Below are 15,522 nucleotides of genomic sequence, written 5' to 3'. Positions count from 1 at the left end.
CCTGTCCCTACATCACCACATCCCCATCCCTCCCCACGACCACATTCGCCGGCAACGACTCCCCATGCTCCATTAGCCAGCAATCAAACTCATGCCCTACGTGGGTCAACACCGCCTTCTTCACATTTAGCAACCCAATCGTCTCCAGCGCCCGAGTCAGATCATTATGATTACGCGGCGCTTCCTGCAAAGGCCCATACGAACAATCCAGAACCAGCAAGTCCAGCGGCTGTTCCTGCAACCTGGCCTGCGTGTCGGGCGGCAATCCCACTGTGTCGGTCAGGTAAGCCACGCTGCTGATTCCATCACTGAACAGATAACCAAAGGTCGGCTTGGAATGATTCAAGGGCAGCGGCGTCAATGAAAAGCCGTCGAACGTCCGTGTCTGGAATGCCGTAAGTTTCTGCGAGAAATCCAGCATGCCGGGGTGCTTGTACAGGTCGGCAAAGCCTTCCGGGTCGTCCGGCCCCAATACCGGCAGGCGCATGCCGTTGCCCCAGCGCCAATGCAGCAGTCCCTGCACGTGGTCGGCGTGGTAATGGGTTTGCAGGACGCCGTTTATGCTGCCTGGAGGAAAGCGCTCGGCCAGGTCGGTCAGCCCGGAATCCACCAGCCAACGCTGGCCCCCGCACTCAATCAAGGCCGAACACGGACCGCGGCGAAAACGGGTATCGTGCCGCGCCCTTGCGCATGCGGGACATTGGCAGTTGTACACGGGAACCTGCGATGCATTGGCGGTACCCAGCAGTGTCAATTTCATGCCGTATGCCGATAGTTGTGATTGCTGCTCAGCCCCGAACGCTCGCTGGCGTCAGACTGTGTCAAGTGAACATATAGCGTCTGGATGGCGTGGTCCACATCGTTTGAGTTGTCCACAACCAGTACCGGCACGCCATTGCTGCCCTCGCCCACCCCGCAAGAAAATCGGGCGTTGCGCTCCAGCCGCCTGGAAACCTGTTCGGCATCCTCGCGGCCGCGATCCTGCAGGCGCTGCCGCAACAGTTCCGACTCGACAGTCAGCAATACCGGCAGCAAGTCAGGATATCGCTGGCGCGCTTCCTGCAGATAAGCGCGTGAGCCGTTAAGCAATACATCCCAGCCTGCCAGCAAGTGATCGTTGATGTCGCTGAAAACACCATAAGCCAGGCCGTTGGCCCGCCATGCCATGGCCAGGAGTCCGCAAGACTCCATGTGCTCGAATTCGGACAAGCTTACCGATACACAATTGGGCTCGGTCGGTGTCAGCGGGCGGGTCACGATGCGGGGCGCAAGATAGGCCTTGCCGGCCAACAAATCGGCCACCCCCTGCAACACCGTGTCCTTGCCTGATCCGGATGGCCCCATCAGGTAGATGAGTCGCCCGGCCATCAGAACACCCTGTTCCCATTGCGCCAGACGCGCTGGACGACAAACTGCTTCTTGTGTTTGCGCACGCGCAGCAGATCGGCGTTAAGGCCGGCGTGGATTTCTCCACGGTCCAGCAACCCCGCCGCCTCTGCCGGCGCTTTGCTGATGGTTGCCACTGCCGCGGGCAGTTCGTAGGCATTGTCCTGGTCCGCCAGCATGCAGGCGGCCTGCAGCAGGCTGGCCGGATAATAGTCGCTGGAAAGAATATCGAGCACGCCTTGCGACGCCAAATCGGCCGCGGCCACATTGCCCGAGTGCGAGCCGCCGCGCACGATGTTCGGCGCGCCCATCAACACCTTCAGGCCCATGCTGTGACTGGCCTCGGCCGCTTCGACGGTAGTGGGAAACTCAGCGATGCACATGCCATATTCCGCCGATTCGCGAGCATGGTCCAGGGTGGCATCGTCATGGCTGGCCACCGATAGCGACCGCTCGCGGCATTCATCCACGATAGCGCGCCGGTACCGGTCGCTGTACTGGCGCGAGTTATCCAACTGCAGCGCGATGAAGGCGTCCATGTCGGCATCGTTCAGGTGATACTTGCCCTGATAGTATTCGCGGTACTTTTCCAGCTTCACGAATTGCCGCTGGCCAGGCGAATGGTCCATGACGGAAACCAGTTGCACCAACGGATTTCCCACCAATTCATGGAACATGTCCAGCGTTTTGGCGTGGCTCAGCTCACAGCGCAGATGCAGGCGGTGCTCGGCGCGCGTGTGGCCCTGACCCTGCGCATGGGTGATGGCGTCCAGCATGACCGGCAATTGCTTCAGGCGATCCCCTTTCGGATTCACGTCACCGATGGCCAGGGCGTCGAACACCGTGGTAATGCCGGCGGAGATGACTTGCGCATCATGCGCCAGCACGGCCGATTCCGAGGGCCAGTCCACACCCGGCCGCGGGTTCATGTATTTCTCCAGATTATCGGTATGCAGCTCGATAAGCCCCGGCATCAGGTAGTCGCCGTCCAGGTCTTCGGCCTTCGGCAGTTGGCTGCGGCCTTCGCTGACGTCGTGGATGACGCCATCGCGCACGGCCACGGTCCCGACAAACACATCAGTGGCAGTCACCACCCGTGCGTTGGTGTATATCTGTTCAGCTTGCATTTACAGGCTCCTCAAGAGACATGTCCAGATAGCAATCCGCCATGCCCTCACGCGCTTTCGCGTCGTGCGAGATGGCGATCAGCGCCGAGCCGCCGGACTTGGCTTCTTCTATCAGTTCCAGCACCACGGCCCGGTTCGCATCGTCCAGCGACGCGGTTGGCTCGTCCAGCAACAGCAAGGGCCAGGGCACCATGAAGCCGCGAGCAATATTGACGCGTTGCTGTTCGCCGCCTGAAAACGTGCCGGGCGCCAGCGACCACAGGCTTTCGGGTAGATTCAAGCGTGTCAGCAGCGCCGCGGCGCGTTCTTGCGCCTCGGCGCGGTCCATGCCGCGCGTCAGGGCGGGCTCCATCACCACATTCAGGCAGCTTACGCGAGGAATCACGCGCAGGAACTGGCTGACGTAGCCCATGGTCATGCGGCGTACGGCAAGGATCTGCCGTGGTTCCGCACCGACCATTTCCAGTACCTCGCCGGCATGATGAAGCCGGATGCTGCCGGTACTGGGCAGGTAGTTTCCATAGAGGGTGCGCATCAGGGTGGACTTGCCGGCGCCGGAGCGGCCATGCAACACCAGGCAAGTGCCGGGCTGCACGGCGAAGCTGAGCTCGCGCAAGACGTTCAATACCGTCCCATGCTGCTGGTGCAGCGTAAAGGCTTTGGACAGGCCCTTCACGTTCATAACGGGTGTCATGTTTTTTCCCTCATGGCTGCAGGACGGACGAAACCAGCAACTGGCTATAAGCATGTTGCGGATCGTCAAGTATTTGGTCGGTCAAGCCGGCTTCGACCACATGGGAGCGGCGCATCACCATCAGCCGGTCGGCCAGCAGGCGCGCCACGGCCAAGTCATGCGTCACAATGACAACGGCCAGCTGAAGTTCACGGACCAGGCCGCGCATCATGTCCAGCAAGTGCGCCTGGACCGAGACATCCAGGCCGCCAGTGGGCTCGTCCATGAAGATCAGCCGCGGACTCGACACCAGGTTGCGGGCAATCTGCAGCCTTTGCTGCATTCCGCCGGAGAACGTGCGCGGCAGGTCATCGATACGCTGGGGATCGATCTCCACCTGGTCCAGCCACGCCAACCCAGCTTTGCGCAGCTGTCCGTAATGGCGCACCCCTTGCGCCATCAGGCGCTCGCCGATATTGGCGCCGGCCGATACGCCCATGCGCAAGCCATCGCGCGGGTTCTGTTCGACAAAGCCCCATTCGGTGCGCAACAGCGTGCGCCGATGCGCCTCGCTTGCCGCATATAGGTCGACATTGCAGTTGTCGCGATCGCGGTAGAACACCGATCCGCGGTCTGGCGGCAGCCGACCGGACAGTACGCTGAGCAGCGTGGACTTGCCCGAGCCCGACTCGCCCACGATGCCCAGCACCTCGCCCGGATACAGATCAAAAGAAACGGCCTGGCATCCCTTTTCCGGGCCATACAGCAAGGTCAGGTCTCGTACCGATAAAAGCGGGCTCATTGCATGGCCTCCTGGTTCGCGCATCGTTCCTGGCAGTAGTCCGTATCCGAACACACGAATTCGCGATTTCCGTGGTCGTCGACGATCAGTTCATCGAGATAGGATTCGCTGCTCCCGCAGAATGTGCAGCTTTGATCCCACTTCGGAATTTCGAAGGGGTAGTCCTGGAAGTCCAGGCTTTCTACCTGCGTGTAGGGCGGCAAGGCATAGAGGCGCTTCTCGCGCCCCGCCCCGAACAACATCAATGCGGGACTCATATTCAGCTTGGGGTTGTCGAATTTTGGTATGGGAGACGGGTCCATGACGTAACGATCGTCGACCATCACGGGGTAGGCATACGTAGTGGCGATGTGTCCGTACCGGGCGATGTCTTCGTACAGCTTGACGTGCATGACGCCATAGTCGTTCAGCGCATGCATGGCCTTGGTCTCGGAATCCGACGGCTCGATAAAGCGCAATGGCTCGGGAATGGGTACCTGGTAGACCACGATCTGCCCCTTACGCAGCGGCGTTTCCGGAATACGGTGGCGCGTCTGGATGATGGTGGCCTCCACAGTACGCTCGGTGGTTGCCATGCCGGCTGTTCGTGTAAAAAAGCGCCGTATCGACACCGCGTTCGTGGTGTCGTCGGCTCCCTGATCGATCACCTTGAGCACGTCGTCGTGACCCAGTATGGCCGCGGTCACCTGCATGCCGCCGGTTCCCCAGCCATAGGGCAGCGGCATTTCGCGGCCACCGAACGGCACCTGGTAACCCGGAATGGCGACCGCCTTGAGCAAGCCGCGGCGCAGGCTGCGCTTGGTCTGTTCATCGAGGTAGGCAAAGTTGTAGCCCGCGACAATCTCGGCATTTTGTAGTGCTGTACTCACGCCCGTTTCTCCTGCTTTAGGTCCGATACGCCGGCCGCTGGCCTGCGCAATTGGCGGATAAGGTCCAGCTCGGACTGAAAGTCGACGTAATGCGGCAACTTCAAGTGCGAGACGAAACCGGCCGCCTCCACGTTGTCGCAATGCATCAGCACGAACTCCTCTTGCTGGGCAGGCGATTCGATGTCCTCGTTGTACTCATCGGCGCGCAAGGCGCGATCGACCAGCGCCATGCCCATGGCCTTGCGTTCGGCATAACCGAAAGCCAGTCCGTAACCCCGTGTGAACTGGGCCGGCTGATCCTTGCTGCCCACGAACTGGTTGATCATCTCGCATTCGGTGACTTCGATGTCGCCCAGCAGTACGGGAAATTCCAGCTCCTCGGGCTCGACCCACACCTCTATGTCGCCGATACGGATTTCCCCCGCAAAGGGGTGATTGCGCCCGTAGCCACGCTGAGTTGAGTAAGCCAGCGCCAGAAGAAACCCTTCGTCGCCGCGGGCCAGCACTTGCAGTCTCTGCGCACGCGTCGACGGAAAATCGAGCGGCTGGCGCGTGATATCGGGGACCTCGGCCGCGCTGTCCTTATCGACCGCCAGCAGGCCTTCATCAGCCAGCATATCGACCACCCGGGGACATGCTGGCTGCTGCACGGGTTCCATCGGGGAATCGGGCGTTGGCAGCGCAGCGCCTTCAGCCAGCAGGGTGAAATCCAGCAGGCGATGGGTGTAGTCAAAGGTGGGACCCAGCAACTGTCCGCCGGGCAGGTCCTTGAAGGTTGCCGAGATGCGGCGATCCAGGACCATTTTTTCTGTCTGCAGGGGTGTGCTGGCCATGAAGCGGGGCAGCGTGGTCCGGTAGGCCCGCAACAGGAAGATGGCCTCGAGCAGATCGCCCGCCGACTGCTTGATCGCAAGCGCGGCAAGCTCTTCGTCATACAGGGACCCCTCACCCATGACGCGTGCCACGGCTAATGGCATTTGCTGGCGGATCTGCTCCACGCTCAGTTCGGGTACCGATGCATCACCCCGCCGTTTCGCGGCCAGCAAGGCATGGGCGTTATCGATGGCTTTTTCACCACCCTTTACGGCAACATACATCAGTTCACCTCCGTCATGGTGTAGCGCACGCGCGTGCTGCGCGGCAAGGCCACCAGCCTGGATCCGCTGGTGAAAAAAATATCCAATCCTTTTGGAAAGGCGCAGAACGTCTTGCGCTGCGTCCAGAAGTCGGGTGCCACGGGCAGGTTCAGCACCCGCTCCTGCTGTATCCCTGGACCCTGCCACGCCACGGCCGCACCGTGCTGCAGATCGCTCAACTGAACGATGAGCGTGCAGGATCGATCAGGATCGCGATCTGTGCCGCTGTTGAATTCGTGGAGATCGACCTGATCGTCTTCCGTCAACAAGGCGAATGCCGCAAGGCGTCGATCACTGGCCACGGCGCAACCGCAATGAAATGCCAGATTGGCGCGCAAAGCCGGCGTATCCAGGGCGTCAGACAGCCAGACTGGTGTATCGGCGTCGAACAGGCTCAGGCACAGGGCGTATGTCGCGGGAGAGATGTCGCCCAATGCGGGCCCGCCTTCCAGAACCTGTATCGTTCCAGGCTCCGACATGGCAGTCAGCGCGAGACGGAATGCCTGCTGCGATTGGGCAATGGGTTCGGTAAAGGCCGGTAAAAGCATGGCGTCGTTCATCAGTCCTCACCCCGCAACAATGTCATGAAATCCACTTTGCTCGTGGCAGCCTGCGCCGTCTTGATGCCGCGTCGCACGGATTGTTCCTGCTCCAATGGCGTAATCAACGCATCCAGCCAGTGCTGGTGCTGTTCGCCCTGCAAATGCGCATCGGCCAGCGCGGCGAGTTCCGCATGCGGCTTGCTGCGGCCCGCCACATAGCTGTGGCCGATGCGTCCGTTGTCCAGCTGCACGACGCAACGGGTCACGGTCATTTCGCCAAGGTTGAACGCCGCCCCGCTGGCGCCCATGCGGCCGCGCACCATCACCATGCCTGTTTCGGGCGGGCGGATCAGGCGGTAGCCGGGTTCGCGCAGCTGCGAACCGTAGGCATCGAGTTGCCGCTTCGCGCGGGCGAGCACACTCATCCATTGCTGGCGCCGACCAGCGCTGGCGTCGTCGGTATTCACACTACTGTTCATGTTGGTCTCCGGAAATGACGTGATACTTGAAACGATCGGCTCGGCTGATCGAATTCGATAATTCAAAAGGCTGGCCCTGCGCATCACGGGAAAGCGTCCGTATGCTCAGCACGGGTGTGTGCCGGGGCATCAGAAGCTGCAACGCCTCTTGCTGGGAAGGTGCCCGGGCGCCGATCAAGGTCGACGCGCGTGTGAGCGCAATGGCTTTTTGTTCCAGGTGCGAGCGCAGCGATCCCCCCTGATAGGCATCCAGCACCTGAGCCCGTCGTGAGGGAAAACAGTGAACAATGAGGCTGATGGGCAGTTCATTGAGCAGGCGCAAGGTCGTGATCTCCACCACCTGCTCCTGTCCATTCAAGGCCAGTTCTTTCGCTTCATCAGGCTTGGCGGGACGCTGGCTGCGATTCAGCAGCACGGCTTGCGAACGAAACCCCATCCCTTCCAGCGTCTTGCTATACGTGCTGCCGGCATGCACCGGATAGACGATGGGCGTGGGCAGTACGCAGGTGCCCCGGCCCTGATGCCGCAGAACGCGCCCTTCTGAAATCAACACATCGACGGCACGCCGCAAGGTATGGCGATTGACCGCAAAGCGTTGCGCGAGTTGCAGCTCGGAAGGCAGGTAGTCGCCGGAGACGTAGTCGCCAAGCGTATTGCGCAAGGCATCGGCCACTTCCAGGTACCGCGGCACGACTTGTCTAGACATGTTCATCTCAGATACTGGGCGCGTGGCGCCCCTGGCCCTTAAATAAAGTGCTTGCGCAAACGCTGCGAAATAATGTCGATGAGGCTGACAACGGCGATGATGATGATCAGGATGGCGCAGGTTTGAGCCAGCTGAAACCCGCGTATCGCTTCCCAAAGTGTCACGCCGATGCCTCCGGCCCCCACCATGCCCACCACCGTGGCGGAACGTACGTTGGACTCGAAGCGGTACAAGGCATAGGAAATCCATAGCGGCAGCACTTGCGGGATGACGCCGTAGATGACTTCCTGCAATGCACTGGCGCCCGTCGCCCTGACGCCCTCCACGGGCCCGCCGTCGATAGCTTCGACCGCTTCGGCGAACAGCTTGGCCAGGACTCCTGTCGTGCCGATGAACAAGGCCATCACCCCGGCAAAGGGCCCCAGGCCAACCGCCACCACGAATAGCATGGCAAAGACCATTTCATTGATGGACCGAAATGCATCCATCAGGCGGCGCAGCGGCTGCGCTATCCACCATGGCGCAATGTTCTCGGAGCAAAGGATGCCGAGAGGTATGGAGCAGATGATTGCCAGGACAGTGCCCCACAAGGCGATCTGCACCGTGATGATCATTTCGGTGACGTAGGTTTCCCAGTAGCGGAAATCGGGCGGGAAGAAATCGGCCGCGAACATACGCATGTTTTCGGCGTCCCGCCACAGCATGGCGGGATTCATTTCCGCACCTTCCCAGGACCAGGCCAGGATGACGGCCAGCAGGACCCACGTCACCCATTGATACCAGGGGCGTTTAAGCTGTGGGTCGGGCAAGCCGGTGGACGTTATAGCTGTCATGTGATGGGTATTCCGAAATCAAAGGGTGTCTTTGTCCGGCCAGGCGCCGGACAACGACAAGAGCCAATTACTTGGCGCTGGCCAGCTTCTTGTCCAACGTCTCCATGCGCGCGTTCAGCTTTTCCAGGCTGGCATCGATATCCTTGAGTTTGGCTTGCTTCTCGGCGGCATCGTAAGTGGCGTCGGCCGCCAACTGACTGCGCTGCTTGAACAGTTCGAGCTGGCGGATAGGCAGCAGTTGATCATCGTTGGACACCTTGAACTTGCCCCATTGCAGCCCGGCCAGTACAGCAAGTTCTTCCTTGTTCGCGCCGTAGCTGGTAAAAAAGTCGTTGACCTTTTTCTTGGTTTCTTCCGGCAAATTCTTGCGCCACACGATAGGGTCGGCAGGAATCAATGGTGATTTCCAGATCACTTTCAACTGGGCTGCCTTGGCCGGATTGGTTTCCTCAAGACGCTCCATGCCTTCAGTGTTGAACGTGGCCACATCGACTTGCTTGTTCGCAACGCTGAGTGCATTGACTTCATGGCTGGCATTCAATGTACGTTTGAAAATCTTGCTGGCTTCGACATCGTTCTTGGCAAAAACGTAATAGCCTGGAACCAGGTAGCCCGACGTGGAGTTGGGATCGCCATTGCTGAACGTAAGATTCGCGGCATTCTTAAGCACGTCTTCGACCGAGGCCAAAGGGCTATCTTTGTGCGCAATCAACAGGCTCCAGTAGCCCGGATTACCGTTGGCGGCCACCGTTTGCGCGAAAATCTCGCCGCCAGCGCGATCGACGGCCTCCATGGCTGATTTGTTGCCGTACCAGGCGACATCCACCTTGTTGAAACGCATGCCCTGGATGATGCCGGCATAATCGGGAGCAAAGTAGGCATTAATCTTCATGCCTGTATGCTTGCTCATTTCCGCAAGAAACGGATCCCACATGCCTTTCAGGTTCTGCGACGACTCTGTCGAGATGATGCCGAAATTCAATTCCTTGGTTTCGGCGGCATAGGCATGGCTCATCAAGGCCATGCCGGTTACGGTTGAAGTCAGCAGAACGCGCTGTATGGCTTTAAACATGTCAATACTCCAGTAGTGCTTCACAGCTTGCCGAGTCGGTTGTCTAGACAAGTACGTTAGAAAGAACAGCCTGATTCAAGACGACAATCAGGCTGCAATCAAAGACATGGAAGGCCGCGCCGGTGTCCGCGCGGTATGGCTGGCCAGGACCAGGGATGTATCCAGGTCGCCGCCATAAAGATCGTTGAGGAATAGGCCGTCCAGCGCATCAACCGATCCATCGAAATGAATATGCCCGGATTTCAGTGCAACGACCCGCTTGCAATAGCGCGCGGCATAGTCGACCTGATGCAAGGTGACCACCACGGTTTTTCCGTCTTTCTCGTTGATGTCCGCAAGAATGTCCATGACCTTGCGTGCCGATTCCGGATCCAGCGAGGCAATGGGCTCATCGGCCAGGATGACTTCGGCGCGCTGCGTCAATGCCCGTGCTATAGCTACGCGCTGTTGTTGGCCGCCCGACAATGTCGACGCGCGGCGATGCGCATAATCAGCCAGCCCCACTCTTTCCAGGGAAGCCATGGCAAGCTGCTTTTCCTCTGGTGTGAACAAGCCCAGCGAACCGCGCCAACGGGGCATGCGACCCAGGCAGCCCAGCAACACATTGCGCAATACGCTCAGCCGCCCGACCAGGTTGAACTGCTGGAAGATATAGCCAATATCAGCACGCAGACGGCGAACCTGGCCGCTGAGCTGGCCGCCGGACTGAACCGATCTACCCATTACACTGATTGAGCTGCCGCCATGCTTGTCGCCGCAGGCCAGGCCCGACAGATGACGCAACAAGGTCGACTTGCCGGATCCGGATGCACCGATCAGCGCCACCATTTCACCGGGCTGCACGGCAAGTCCCATATTGAACAAAACCTGTTTACCGCCGAAGCTTTTGTTCAAACCCTCGACGCGGATCACTGAGTTCATTCACTTACTCCCAAATAGCCAGACGACACAGATCGCCTTTGATGACCAGCATCTTAGGCACGGCGCATGACATCGGGATTAAACTGCGATGACGTTTCCATGACAGCCGCTTCCATGCCGACTGCACAATAATGAATTTTTCCAGGGCGATTACCTAATGACATCTTTAGCGTTCGACCACCTTGTTCTTATGTTGCGTGACCGTCTGACCGGGCTGGCGCAAGAATTCGAAAAAGACGGCTACTTCCTGACCGACCTGGCAGTTCATAACCTCGGATCCATCAATCGACTCATTACGCTGGACAATAGCTACATCGAATTGCTAGGATGGCCTGAAGGCGCACCGCCCGCCCGCAAGGAAATCGCCAACTCACCTGCAGGTCTGGAGGCGCTGGTATTTCGCAGCACGGACGCGCGGAGAACCTATGAATACCTCAAGGAATGCGGCTTTGACGTCAATCCGGTCCAAAGACTGGAGCGACCTATAGAGTTGGCTGGTAACCAGGTGGTGGCACGCTTTGATACGGTCCGATTTTCCACCCAACCCATTGCCGGATTCCGGGTTTATTTCTGTCAGCATCTGACACCGGAATATGTGTGGGTCGACAGGTATATGAAACATCCGAATGGCGCCAGAACACTCAGTGATATTCTCCTCGTTTCCAACCAGCCGCAATCAGTGGCGCAATCGCTTGCCGTACTGACGCAGGCCAACGTGCGAACCGATAGCAATGGGGAATATGAAGTAACCCTGCCCAATACGCGCATACGTGTCCGCCATGAGGCTTCGGCCGCCGAGGCCCGCATCGAGGCCGCATGGGTAGCTGATGAGCATGGCCAAAGTCATAGATTCGATACACGGCTTGATTAATTTGCGTAAACCGCCACAACCAAGAGGAAAAACAATGACTCGATTCTTCATCCAAAAAAGCCCCAAGGGCGCCCTTCTGAAAATAGGCGCCGCGTGTATATTGGCTTTGTCTCTGGCAGGCGTTGCCCGCGCGGACGACGCACCGATACGCCTGGTCGTGCCCTTCCCACCCGGAGGCAGCACCGATATTGCATCCAGGATCATCCAGCCCAAATTGGCGGAGTTGCTCGGTCGCACCGTAATTGTCGAGAACAAGCCAGGTGCTGCCAGCCAGATCGCCACCCAGTACGTGACCCGTTCCAAACCGGACGGCACCACCTTGCTGGTCAGCTTTGATACGCACGCCATCAATCCCATCATCAAACCGGACTTGCCTTACGACACATTCAAAGACCTGCGCGGCATTGCGTTCGCGCTACGATTTCCGTTGGTTATTGGCGCATCCACCGAAACACCCGGCAGTAATTTGAAGGAATTCCTGGCCGTTGCCAAGACCCAGCCCCAGAAATTCAGCTACGCCTCGACCGGAGCCGGATCGTTGAACCACCTTGCCGCCGAAGACCTGAAGCGCCGCGCGGATGTTGATATTCTTCATGTTCCTTTTGGAGGTGGGGGGCCAGCGGTTCAGGCGGTGTTGGGGAAGGTGGTCAATTTCACGATGCTGAGCTATGCGGCAACGAAATCCAATATTGCGGCCGGAAAGATCAAACCTCTGGCAGTAACAGGCACGAAACGCCTGCCGGATCTGCCGGATACGCCTACGGTTGAAGAATCGGGCTTTCCTAACTATGAAGCCTATTCGTGGATAGGCATATTCGCTCCAGCCGCCACGCCAGACGACGTTTCGAATGACTTGACCAAAGCCTTCCAGAAGGTGCTTGCCGACAAAGAGGTTAAGGGCAAGCTTACCGCCCTGGGTTTCGAGGTGGTCGGCACCGATGGAGCCAGCGTGGACAACTACACCGTCGAACAGTACAAGCGCTGGGATAAGTTCGTAAAAGAGACCGGGCTTTCGTTAAAAGAATAGAGGGTAGCCGGGCATAAAAAAGGCTGAGCCCCGTGCAATACGGGGCTCAGCCAGTTTTAATCGGTGCGTGCCGCCGTGCCATACGCGCACGGCGCATACACCTATTTTGCAGAGCGGCTCAATGCACCGCCGGCCCTGCTTATATCTTCGCCAGCACCGGCCACGGTATTGCAACCGGCCATGGCGAGGCAGCCCAAAAGGGCCAAGGAAGCGAGTAGTTTAGTGACCATGATTTTCCCCTTCTGCTATAAATATTCTTAATGAAAACGTGCTTGACGCCGGAACGAATCAGGCAATTTTTACGCGCAATTCGCCCAGGCCGGCAACCGAGCCCACCAGCGTATCACCGGCCACGACGGGACCCACGCCTTCAGGGGTGCCAGTGAAGATGATGTCGCCGGCTTTCAATTCGAACAGGCCGGAAAGATAAGAAATGGATTCGGCAATGTTCCAGATCATTTGCGACAAGTCGCTGGTCTGTTTGACCGTGCCGTTCACGCTAAGCGAAATTGCACCGGTGTCCAGCGTACCCACCTGATCCCGTGCATGCAATGGACCTATAGGCGCCGACTGGTCGAACGCCTTGCCTACTTCCCATGGACGGCCCTGCTTCTTGGCTTCGCCCTGAAGATCACGTCGTGTCATGTCCAGGCCTATGGCATAGCCCCACACGCATTCCGCCGCCTGCTCTGTGGTCAGGTCGCGGCCGCCCTTGCCCAGCGCCACCACCAGCTCGATCTCGTAATGCAGGTTGGATGTTTTCGGCGGATACGACATGGTGCCTGTCTGGCCGTCTGCAATTGTCAGCAGCGCATCGGCCGGCTTGTTGAAGAAAAATGGTTCTTCGCGGCCGGTAAAGCCCATTTCCTTGGCGTGCTCGGCATAGTTGCGACCGACACAATACACACGCCTGACGGGAAAGACAGCGTCCGATCCAAATACAGGAATAGCTGCGACGGGATGTACTGGAATGACTGTGTTCATTTAATTGCCACCTTTGCTGTAGCGTTTGACGCCATCACGAATTTCTTTTAACGCGGACTCTGGACCTTCCCAGCCTTTCACCTTGACCCACTTCCCTTTTTCGAGATCTTTGTAGTGTTCAAAAAAGTGTTGAATACGGGCGAGATCCTCTTGAGGAAGATCTTCCGGTTTATGGATATTTCGGTACGGAGGATACAGTTTATCGACCGGGACAGCCAGGACTTTTGCGTCGCCACCGGCCTCGTCATCCATGATCAATACGCCAATGGAGCGACAGCGTATGACAGCGCCGATCTGGATTGGGAACGGAGCAAGCACCAGCACATCGACCGGGTCGCCATCATCAGAGATGGTCTGCGGGATATAGCCATAGTTGCACGGGTAATGCATGGCAGTCAGCATGAATCTGTCGACGAACACAGCGCCGGATTCTTTATCGACTTCATATTTGACCGGGTCCGCATTCATGGGGATCTCGACAATGACATTGAATTCATCTGGCAGGTTGCTGCCGGCGGGTACTCGATCTAGGCTCATTATTCGTTCAACCTCAGCTATTTAAAAGTAAATAAAGATCAATATCTTTCGGGGCCCCGCCGTGGACGGTCGGAAGTCTGCGAAAGATCGACACCCGGAATAGGCGCACTGTCGAAATACTCGTCCAGGTCCGAATCAGTTTCCGGCCTACGATCAACTGGAACCGAAGGACGCACGCTGGCCGACGGGCCAGTCAACACGGGCTGAGGCCCGCTTATGTCCTCGTCCATGAAATCGGCCGCACTCGCTGCCTGGGGCGCCTCGGCATGGCGCGCCATGGTTGTTTCGGGCAGACTTTCGACATCAATGAGCATCGGGTCGCCACGCGTATCGGCGGCCGGCAATGCGCGATTGATTGGCAACATAGGCAGCACCCCTGCCACACTGGATGCCAGGCGCCAGTGGTTCATGGCATCGGCCGGGCGTCCCAGGCGATCGTACAGATTTCCCAACAATGCGTGGATGCGCATATCGCTGCGGATCTTCATGCTGCGCAGCAGGTAATGCTCGCCCTGCCCCCACAGTTCGCCGGTAAGGCACAAGTTGCCGAGCGCGGCGAGCAATGCGGAATCATTTGGATGCGATTTAAGCCAGACCTCGGCCTTGCTCAAACGGCGCGCGACATGCTCAGGCGGGCACTGCGAGTATGCGCTGAGCACGCGGGCATCCAGCTTGACGTTGATGGCCGCCTCGAGAATTTTCGAGGCTTCGTCATGGTTCGCCTGCGCCGCTTGAATGGCGGCCCCCGCCAGCGCTATGTCCGGCAGGACGCGTTCTTCGGCTTTCAGATCGCTCCAGATGGATTTGAACCCCTCCGCGCCACCGGCATGCAGGCGCGCTGCGGCCGATGTTTCGATAAGCTGGGTCGCTTCGGCCTTATCGATGACACCGCGACGCAACAGCAGGCGCGTAAGCTCGTAGACCCGGTCGTGGTTGCGCAATTGCCGGTGTGCGCGCAATAGCAGGCGCGTCGCGTGAAAATAACGCGAACTGGCGTCCTGCAAGGGCTGCAACAACACCAGGGCGTCTTGAGGACGATTCTGGTCCAGGTACATTTCGGCGGCCACGGTAGCGGCCGCTTCACGTAAGCGGGCGTCGGTGCCCGCCGCCTCGTTGGCAAGCGCCAGCGCCTGGTCACGGCGCGTGAATTCGCCAAGGTGATGCGAGGCTCGTGCGGACGCCAGCCCAGCCAATACCTTGCGGTTGCTGGACCGCGTGCGGCCGAGCACCTTTGAGAGTTCTTTTTCCGCCTCGGTGTAGCGGCCTTCCAGCACATTGATCCAGCCATTTTCGAGCAACTCGTGATCGCGATTCTCGGCTCGCAGACTTCGCCACGAACGAAAGCGCTCCGGGCCGCCGGAGATCCACGCCATTACCCGAAGCAGCACATACAGAATGATGAAAGCGGCCAATATAAGCAGGACCGCGAGCGTGAGCGACAATTCGATGCGCCACGGTTGCGCAATGATCAGTACGTTGCCGCTATGGTCACGCAAGAGTAAGGCCAGCGCTACGGCAGCCACGAATACGAGCAGAGTCCAGAACCAGGTTCTCATT

General features: G+C 58.7%; 19 protein-coding genes. 2 read left to right on the top strand and 17 right to left on the bottom strand.

Features of this window, described 5'->3' with window-relative positions:
• Positions 1 to 7: 7 nt before the first annotated feature.
• The 13 genes from phnP to phnC all read right to left on the bottom strand — a co-directional run bounded on the left by phnP (position 8) and on the right by phnC (position 10,546).
• On the bottom strand, positions 8 to 760 hold the full coding sequence (phnP, locus tag CR155_RS17245; protein ID WP_102071278.1) for a phosphonate metabolism protein PhnP: 753 nt from the start codon (positions 758 to 760) through the stop codon (positions 8 to 10).
• A complete protein-coding gene (gene phnN / locus CR155_RS17240; protein WP_102071277.1) occupies positions 757 to 1,368 on the bottom strand; it encodes a phosphonate metabolism protein/1,5-bisphosphokinase (PRPP-forming) PhnN in 612 nt (203 codons plus the stop codon). The genes phnP and phnN overlap by 4 nt, the downstream gene beginning before the upstream one ends.
• On the bottom strand, positions 1,368 to 2,513 hold the full coding sequence (locus tag CR155_RS17235; protein ID WP_102071276.1) for an alpha-D-ribose 1-methylphosphonate 5-triphosphate diphosphatase: 1,146 nt from the start codon (positions 2,511 to 2,513) through the stop codon (positions 1,368 to 1,370). The genes phnN and CR155_RS17235 overlap by 1 nt, the downstream gene beginning before the upstream one ends.
• Positions 2,503 to 3,207, bottom strand: a complete 705-nt coding sequence (gene phnL / locus CR155_RS17230; RefSeq protein WP_102071275.1) for a phosphonate C-P lyase system protein PhnL — start codon at positions 3,205 to 3,207, stop codon at positions 2,503 to 2,505. Before phnL ends, CR155_RS17235 begins: the two co-directional genes overlap by 11 nt.
• Before the next feature lie 10 nt (positions 3,208 to 3,217).
• A complete protein-coding gene (gene phnK / locus CR155_RS17225) occupies positions 3,218 to 3,988 on the bottom strand; it encodes a phosphonate C-P lyase system protein PhnK (protein WP_199171810.1) in 771 nt (256 codons plus the stop codon).
• Positions 3,985 to 4,857 carry an alpha-D-ribose 1-methylphosphonate 5-phosphate C-P-lyase PhnJ gene (locus tag CR155_RS17220; RefSeq protein WP_102071273.1) on the bottom strand — a complete coding sequence of 291 codons (873 nt, stop codon included), beginning with the start codon at positions 4,855 to 4,857 and terminating at the stop codon, positions 3,985 to 3,987. Before CR155_RS17220 ends, phnK begins: the two co-directional genes overlap by 4 nt.
• Positions 4,854 to 5,954, bottom strand: coding sequence for a carbon-phosphorus lyase complex subunit (locus CR155_RS17215; RefSeq protein WP_102071272.1), 1,101 nt, complete (start codon positions 5,952 to 5,954; stop codon positions 4,854 to 4,856). Before CR155_RS17215 ends, CR155_RS17220 begins: the two co-directional genes overlap by 4 nt.
• Complete coding sequence (phnH, locus tag CR155_RS17210) at positions 5,954 to 6,553, bottom strand: phosphonate C-P lyase system protein PhnH (RefSeq protein WP_102071271.1); 600 nt, start codon at positions 6,551 to 6,553, stop codon at positions 5,954 to 5,956. Before phnH ends, CR155_RS17215 begins: the two co-directional genes overlap by 1 nt.
• Positions 6,553 to 7,014, bottom strand: coding sequence for a phosphonate C-P lyase system protein PhnG (gene phnG, locus CR155_RS17205; protein ID WP_102071270.1), 462 nt, complete (start codon positions 7,012 to 7,014; stop codon positions 6,553 to 6,555). The genes phnH and phnG overlap by 1 nt, the downstream gene beginning before the upstream one ends.
• Complete coding sequence (gene phnF, locus CR155_RS17200) at positions 7,004 to 7,720, bottom strand: phosphonate metabolism transcriptional regulator PhnF (protein WP_233214394.1); 717 nt, start codon at positions 7,718 to 7,720, stop codon at positions 7,004 to 7,006. The genes phnG and phnF overlap by 11 nt, the downstream gene beginning before the upstream one ends.
• Before the next feature lie 38 nt (positions 7,721 to 7,758).
• Complete coding sequence (phnE, locus tag CR155_RS17195) at positions 7,759 to 8,553, bottom strand: phosphonate ABC transporter, permease protein PhnE (RefSeq protein WP_102071268.1); 795 nt, start codon at positions 8,551 to 8,553, stop codon at positions 7,759 to 7,761.
• A 67-nt stretch (positions 8,554 to 8,620) separates the two neighbouring features.
• The gene (gene phnD / locus CR155_RS17190; protein ID WP_102071267.1) at positions 8,621 to 9,625 is read right to left on the bottom strand and encodes a phosphonate ABC transporter substrate-binding protein; all 1,005 of its coding nucleotides are present in this window, start codon (positions 9,623 to 9,625) and stop codon (positions 8,621 to 8,623) included.
• An 87-nt stretch (positions 9,626 to 9,712) separates the two neighbouring features.
• On the bottom strand, positions 9,713 to 10,546 hold the full coding sequence (gene phnC, locus CR155_RS17185) for a phosphonate ABC transporter ATP-binding protein (protein WP_102071266.1): 834 nt from the start codon (positions 10,544 to 10,546) through the stop codon (positions 9,713 to 9,715).
• A 157-nt stretch (positions 10,547 to 10,703) separates the two neighbouring features.
• Between phnC and CR155_RS17180 the strand changes: the two genes are divergently transcribed.
• Both CR155_RS17180 and CR155_RS17175 read left to right on the top strand, forming a co-directional pair.
• The gene (locus tag CR155_RS17180; RefSeq protein WP_102071265.1) at positions 10,704 to 11,417 is read left to right on the top strand and encodes a VOC family protein; all 714 of its coding nucleotides are present in this window, start codon (positions 10,704 to 10,706) and stop codon (positions 11,415 to 11,417) included.
• 34 nt (positions 11,418 to 11,451) lie between these two features.
• Positions 11,452 to 12,444, top strand: a complete 993-nt coding sequence (locus CR155_RS17175) for a Bug family tripartite tricarboxylate transporter substrate binding protein (protein WP_102071264.1) — start codon at positions 11,452 to 11,454, stop codon at positions 12,442 to 12,444.
• 101 nt (positions 12,445 to 12,545) lie between these two features.
• Here the strand turns inward: CR155_RS17175 and CR155_RS17170 are convergent, their stop codons facing one another.
• From CR155_RS17170 to CR155_RS17155, 4 genes are read right to left on the bottom strand one after another with little or no spacing between them, the layout of a single operon-like run.
• A complete protein-coding gene (locus tag CR155_RS17170; protein WP_102071263.1) occupies positions 12,546 to 12,674 on the bottom strand; it encodes an entericidin A/B family lipoprotein in 129 nt (42 codons plus the stop codon).
• Positions 12,675 to 12,732: 58 nt separating this feature from the next.
• Positions 12,733 to 13,428 (bottom strand): fumarylacetoacetate hydrolase family protein, encoded by a 696-nt coding sequence (locus CR155_RS17165; protein WP_102071262.1) that lies wholly within the window; start codon positions 13,426 to 13,428, stop codon positions 12,733 to 12,735.
• Entirely contained in the window at positions 13,429 to 13,965 is a 537-nt protein-coding gene (ppa, locus tag CR155_RS17160; protein WP_102071261.1) for an inorganic diphosphatase, read from the bottom strand.
• Positions 13,966 to 14,003: 38 nt separating this feature from the next.
• The gene (locus CR155_RS17155; RefSeq protein WP_102071260.1) at positions 14,004 to 15,521 is read right to left on the bottom strand and encodes a heme biosynthesis HemY N-terminal domain-containing protein; all 1,518 of its coding nucleotides are present in this window, start codon (positions 15,519 to 15,521) and stop codon (positions 14,004 to 14,006) included.
• Position 15,522 lies beyond the last annotated feature (1 nt).

This window comes from Pollutimonas nitritireducens, assembly GCF_002849615.1.
GTDB classification, from domain to species: domain Bacteria; phylum Pseudomonadota; class Gammaproteobacteria; order Burkholderiales; family Burkholderiaceae_B; genus Pollutimonas; species Pollutimonas nitritireducens.
This window is presented reverse-complemented; position numbering and strand designations above follow the sequence as displayed.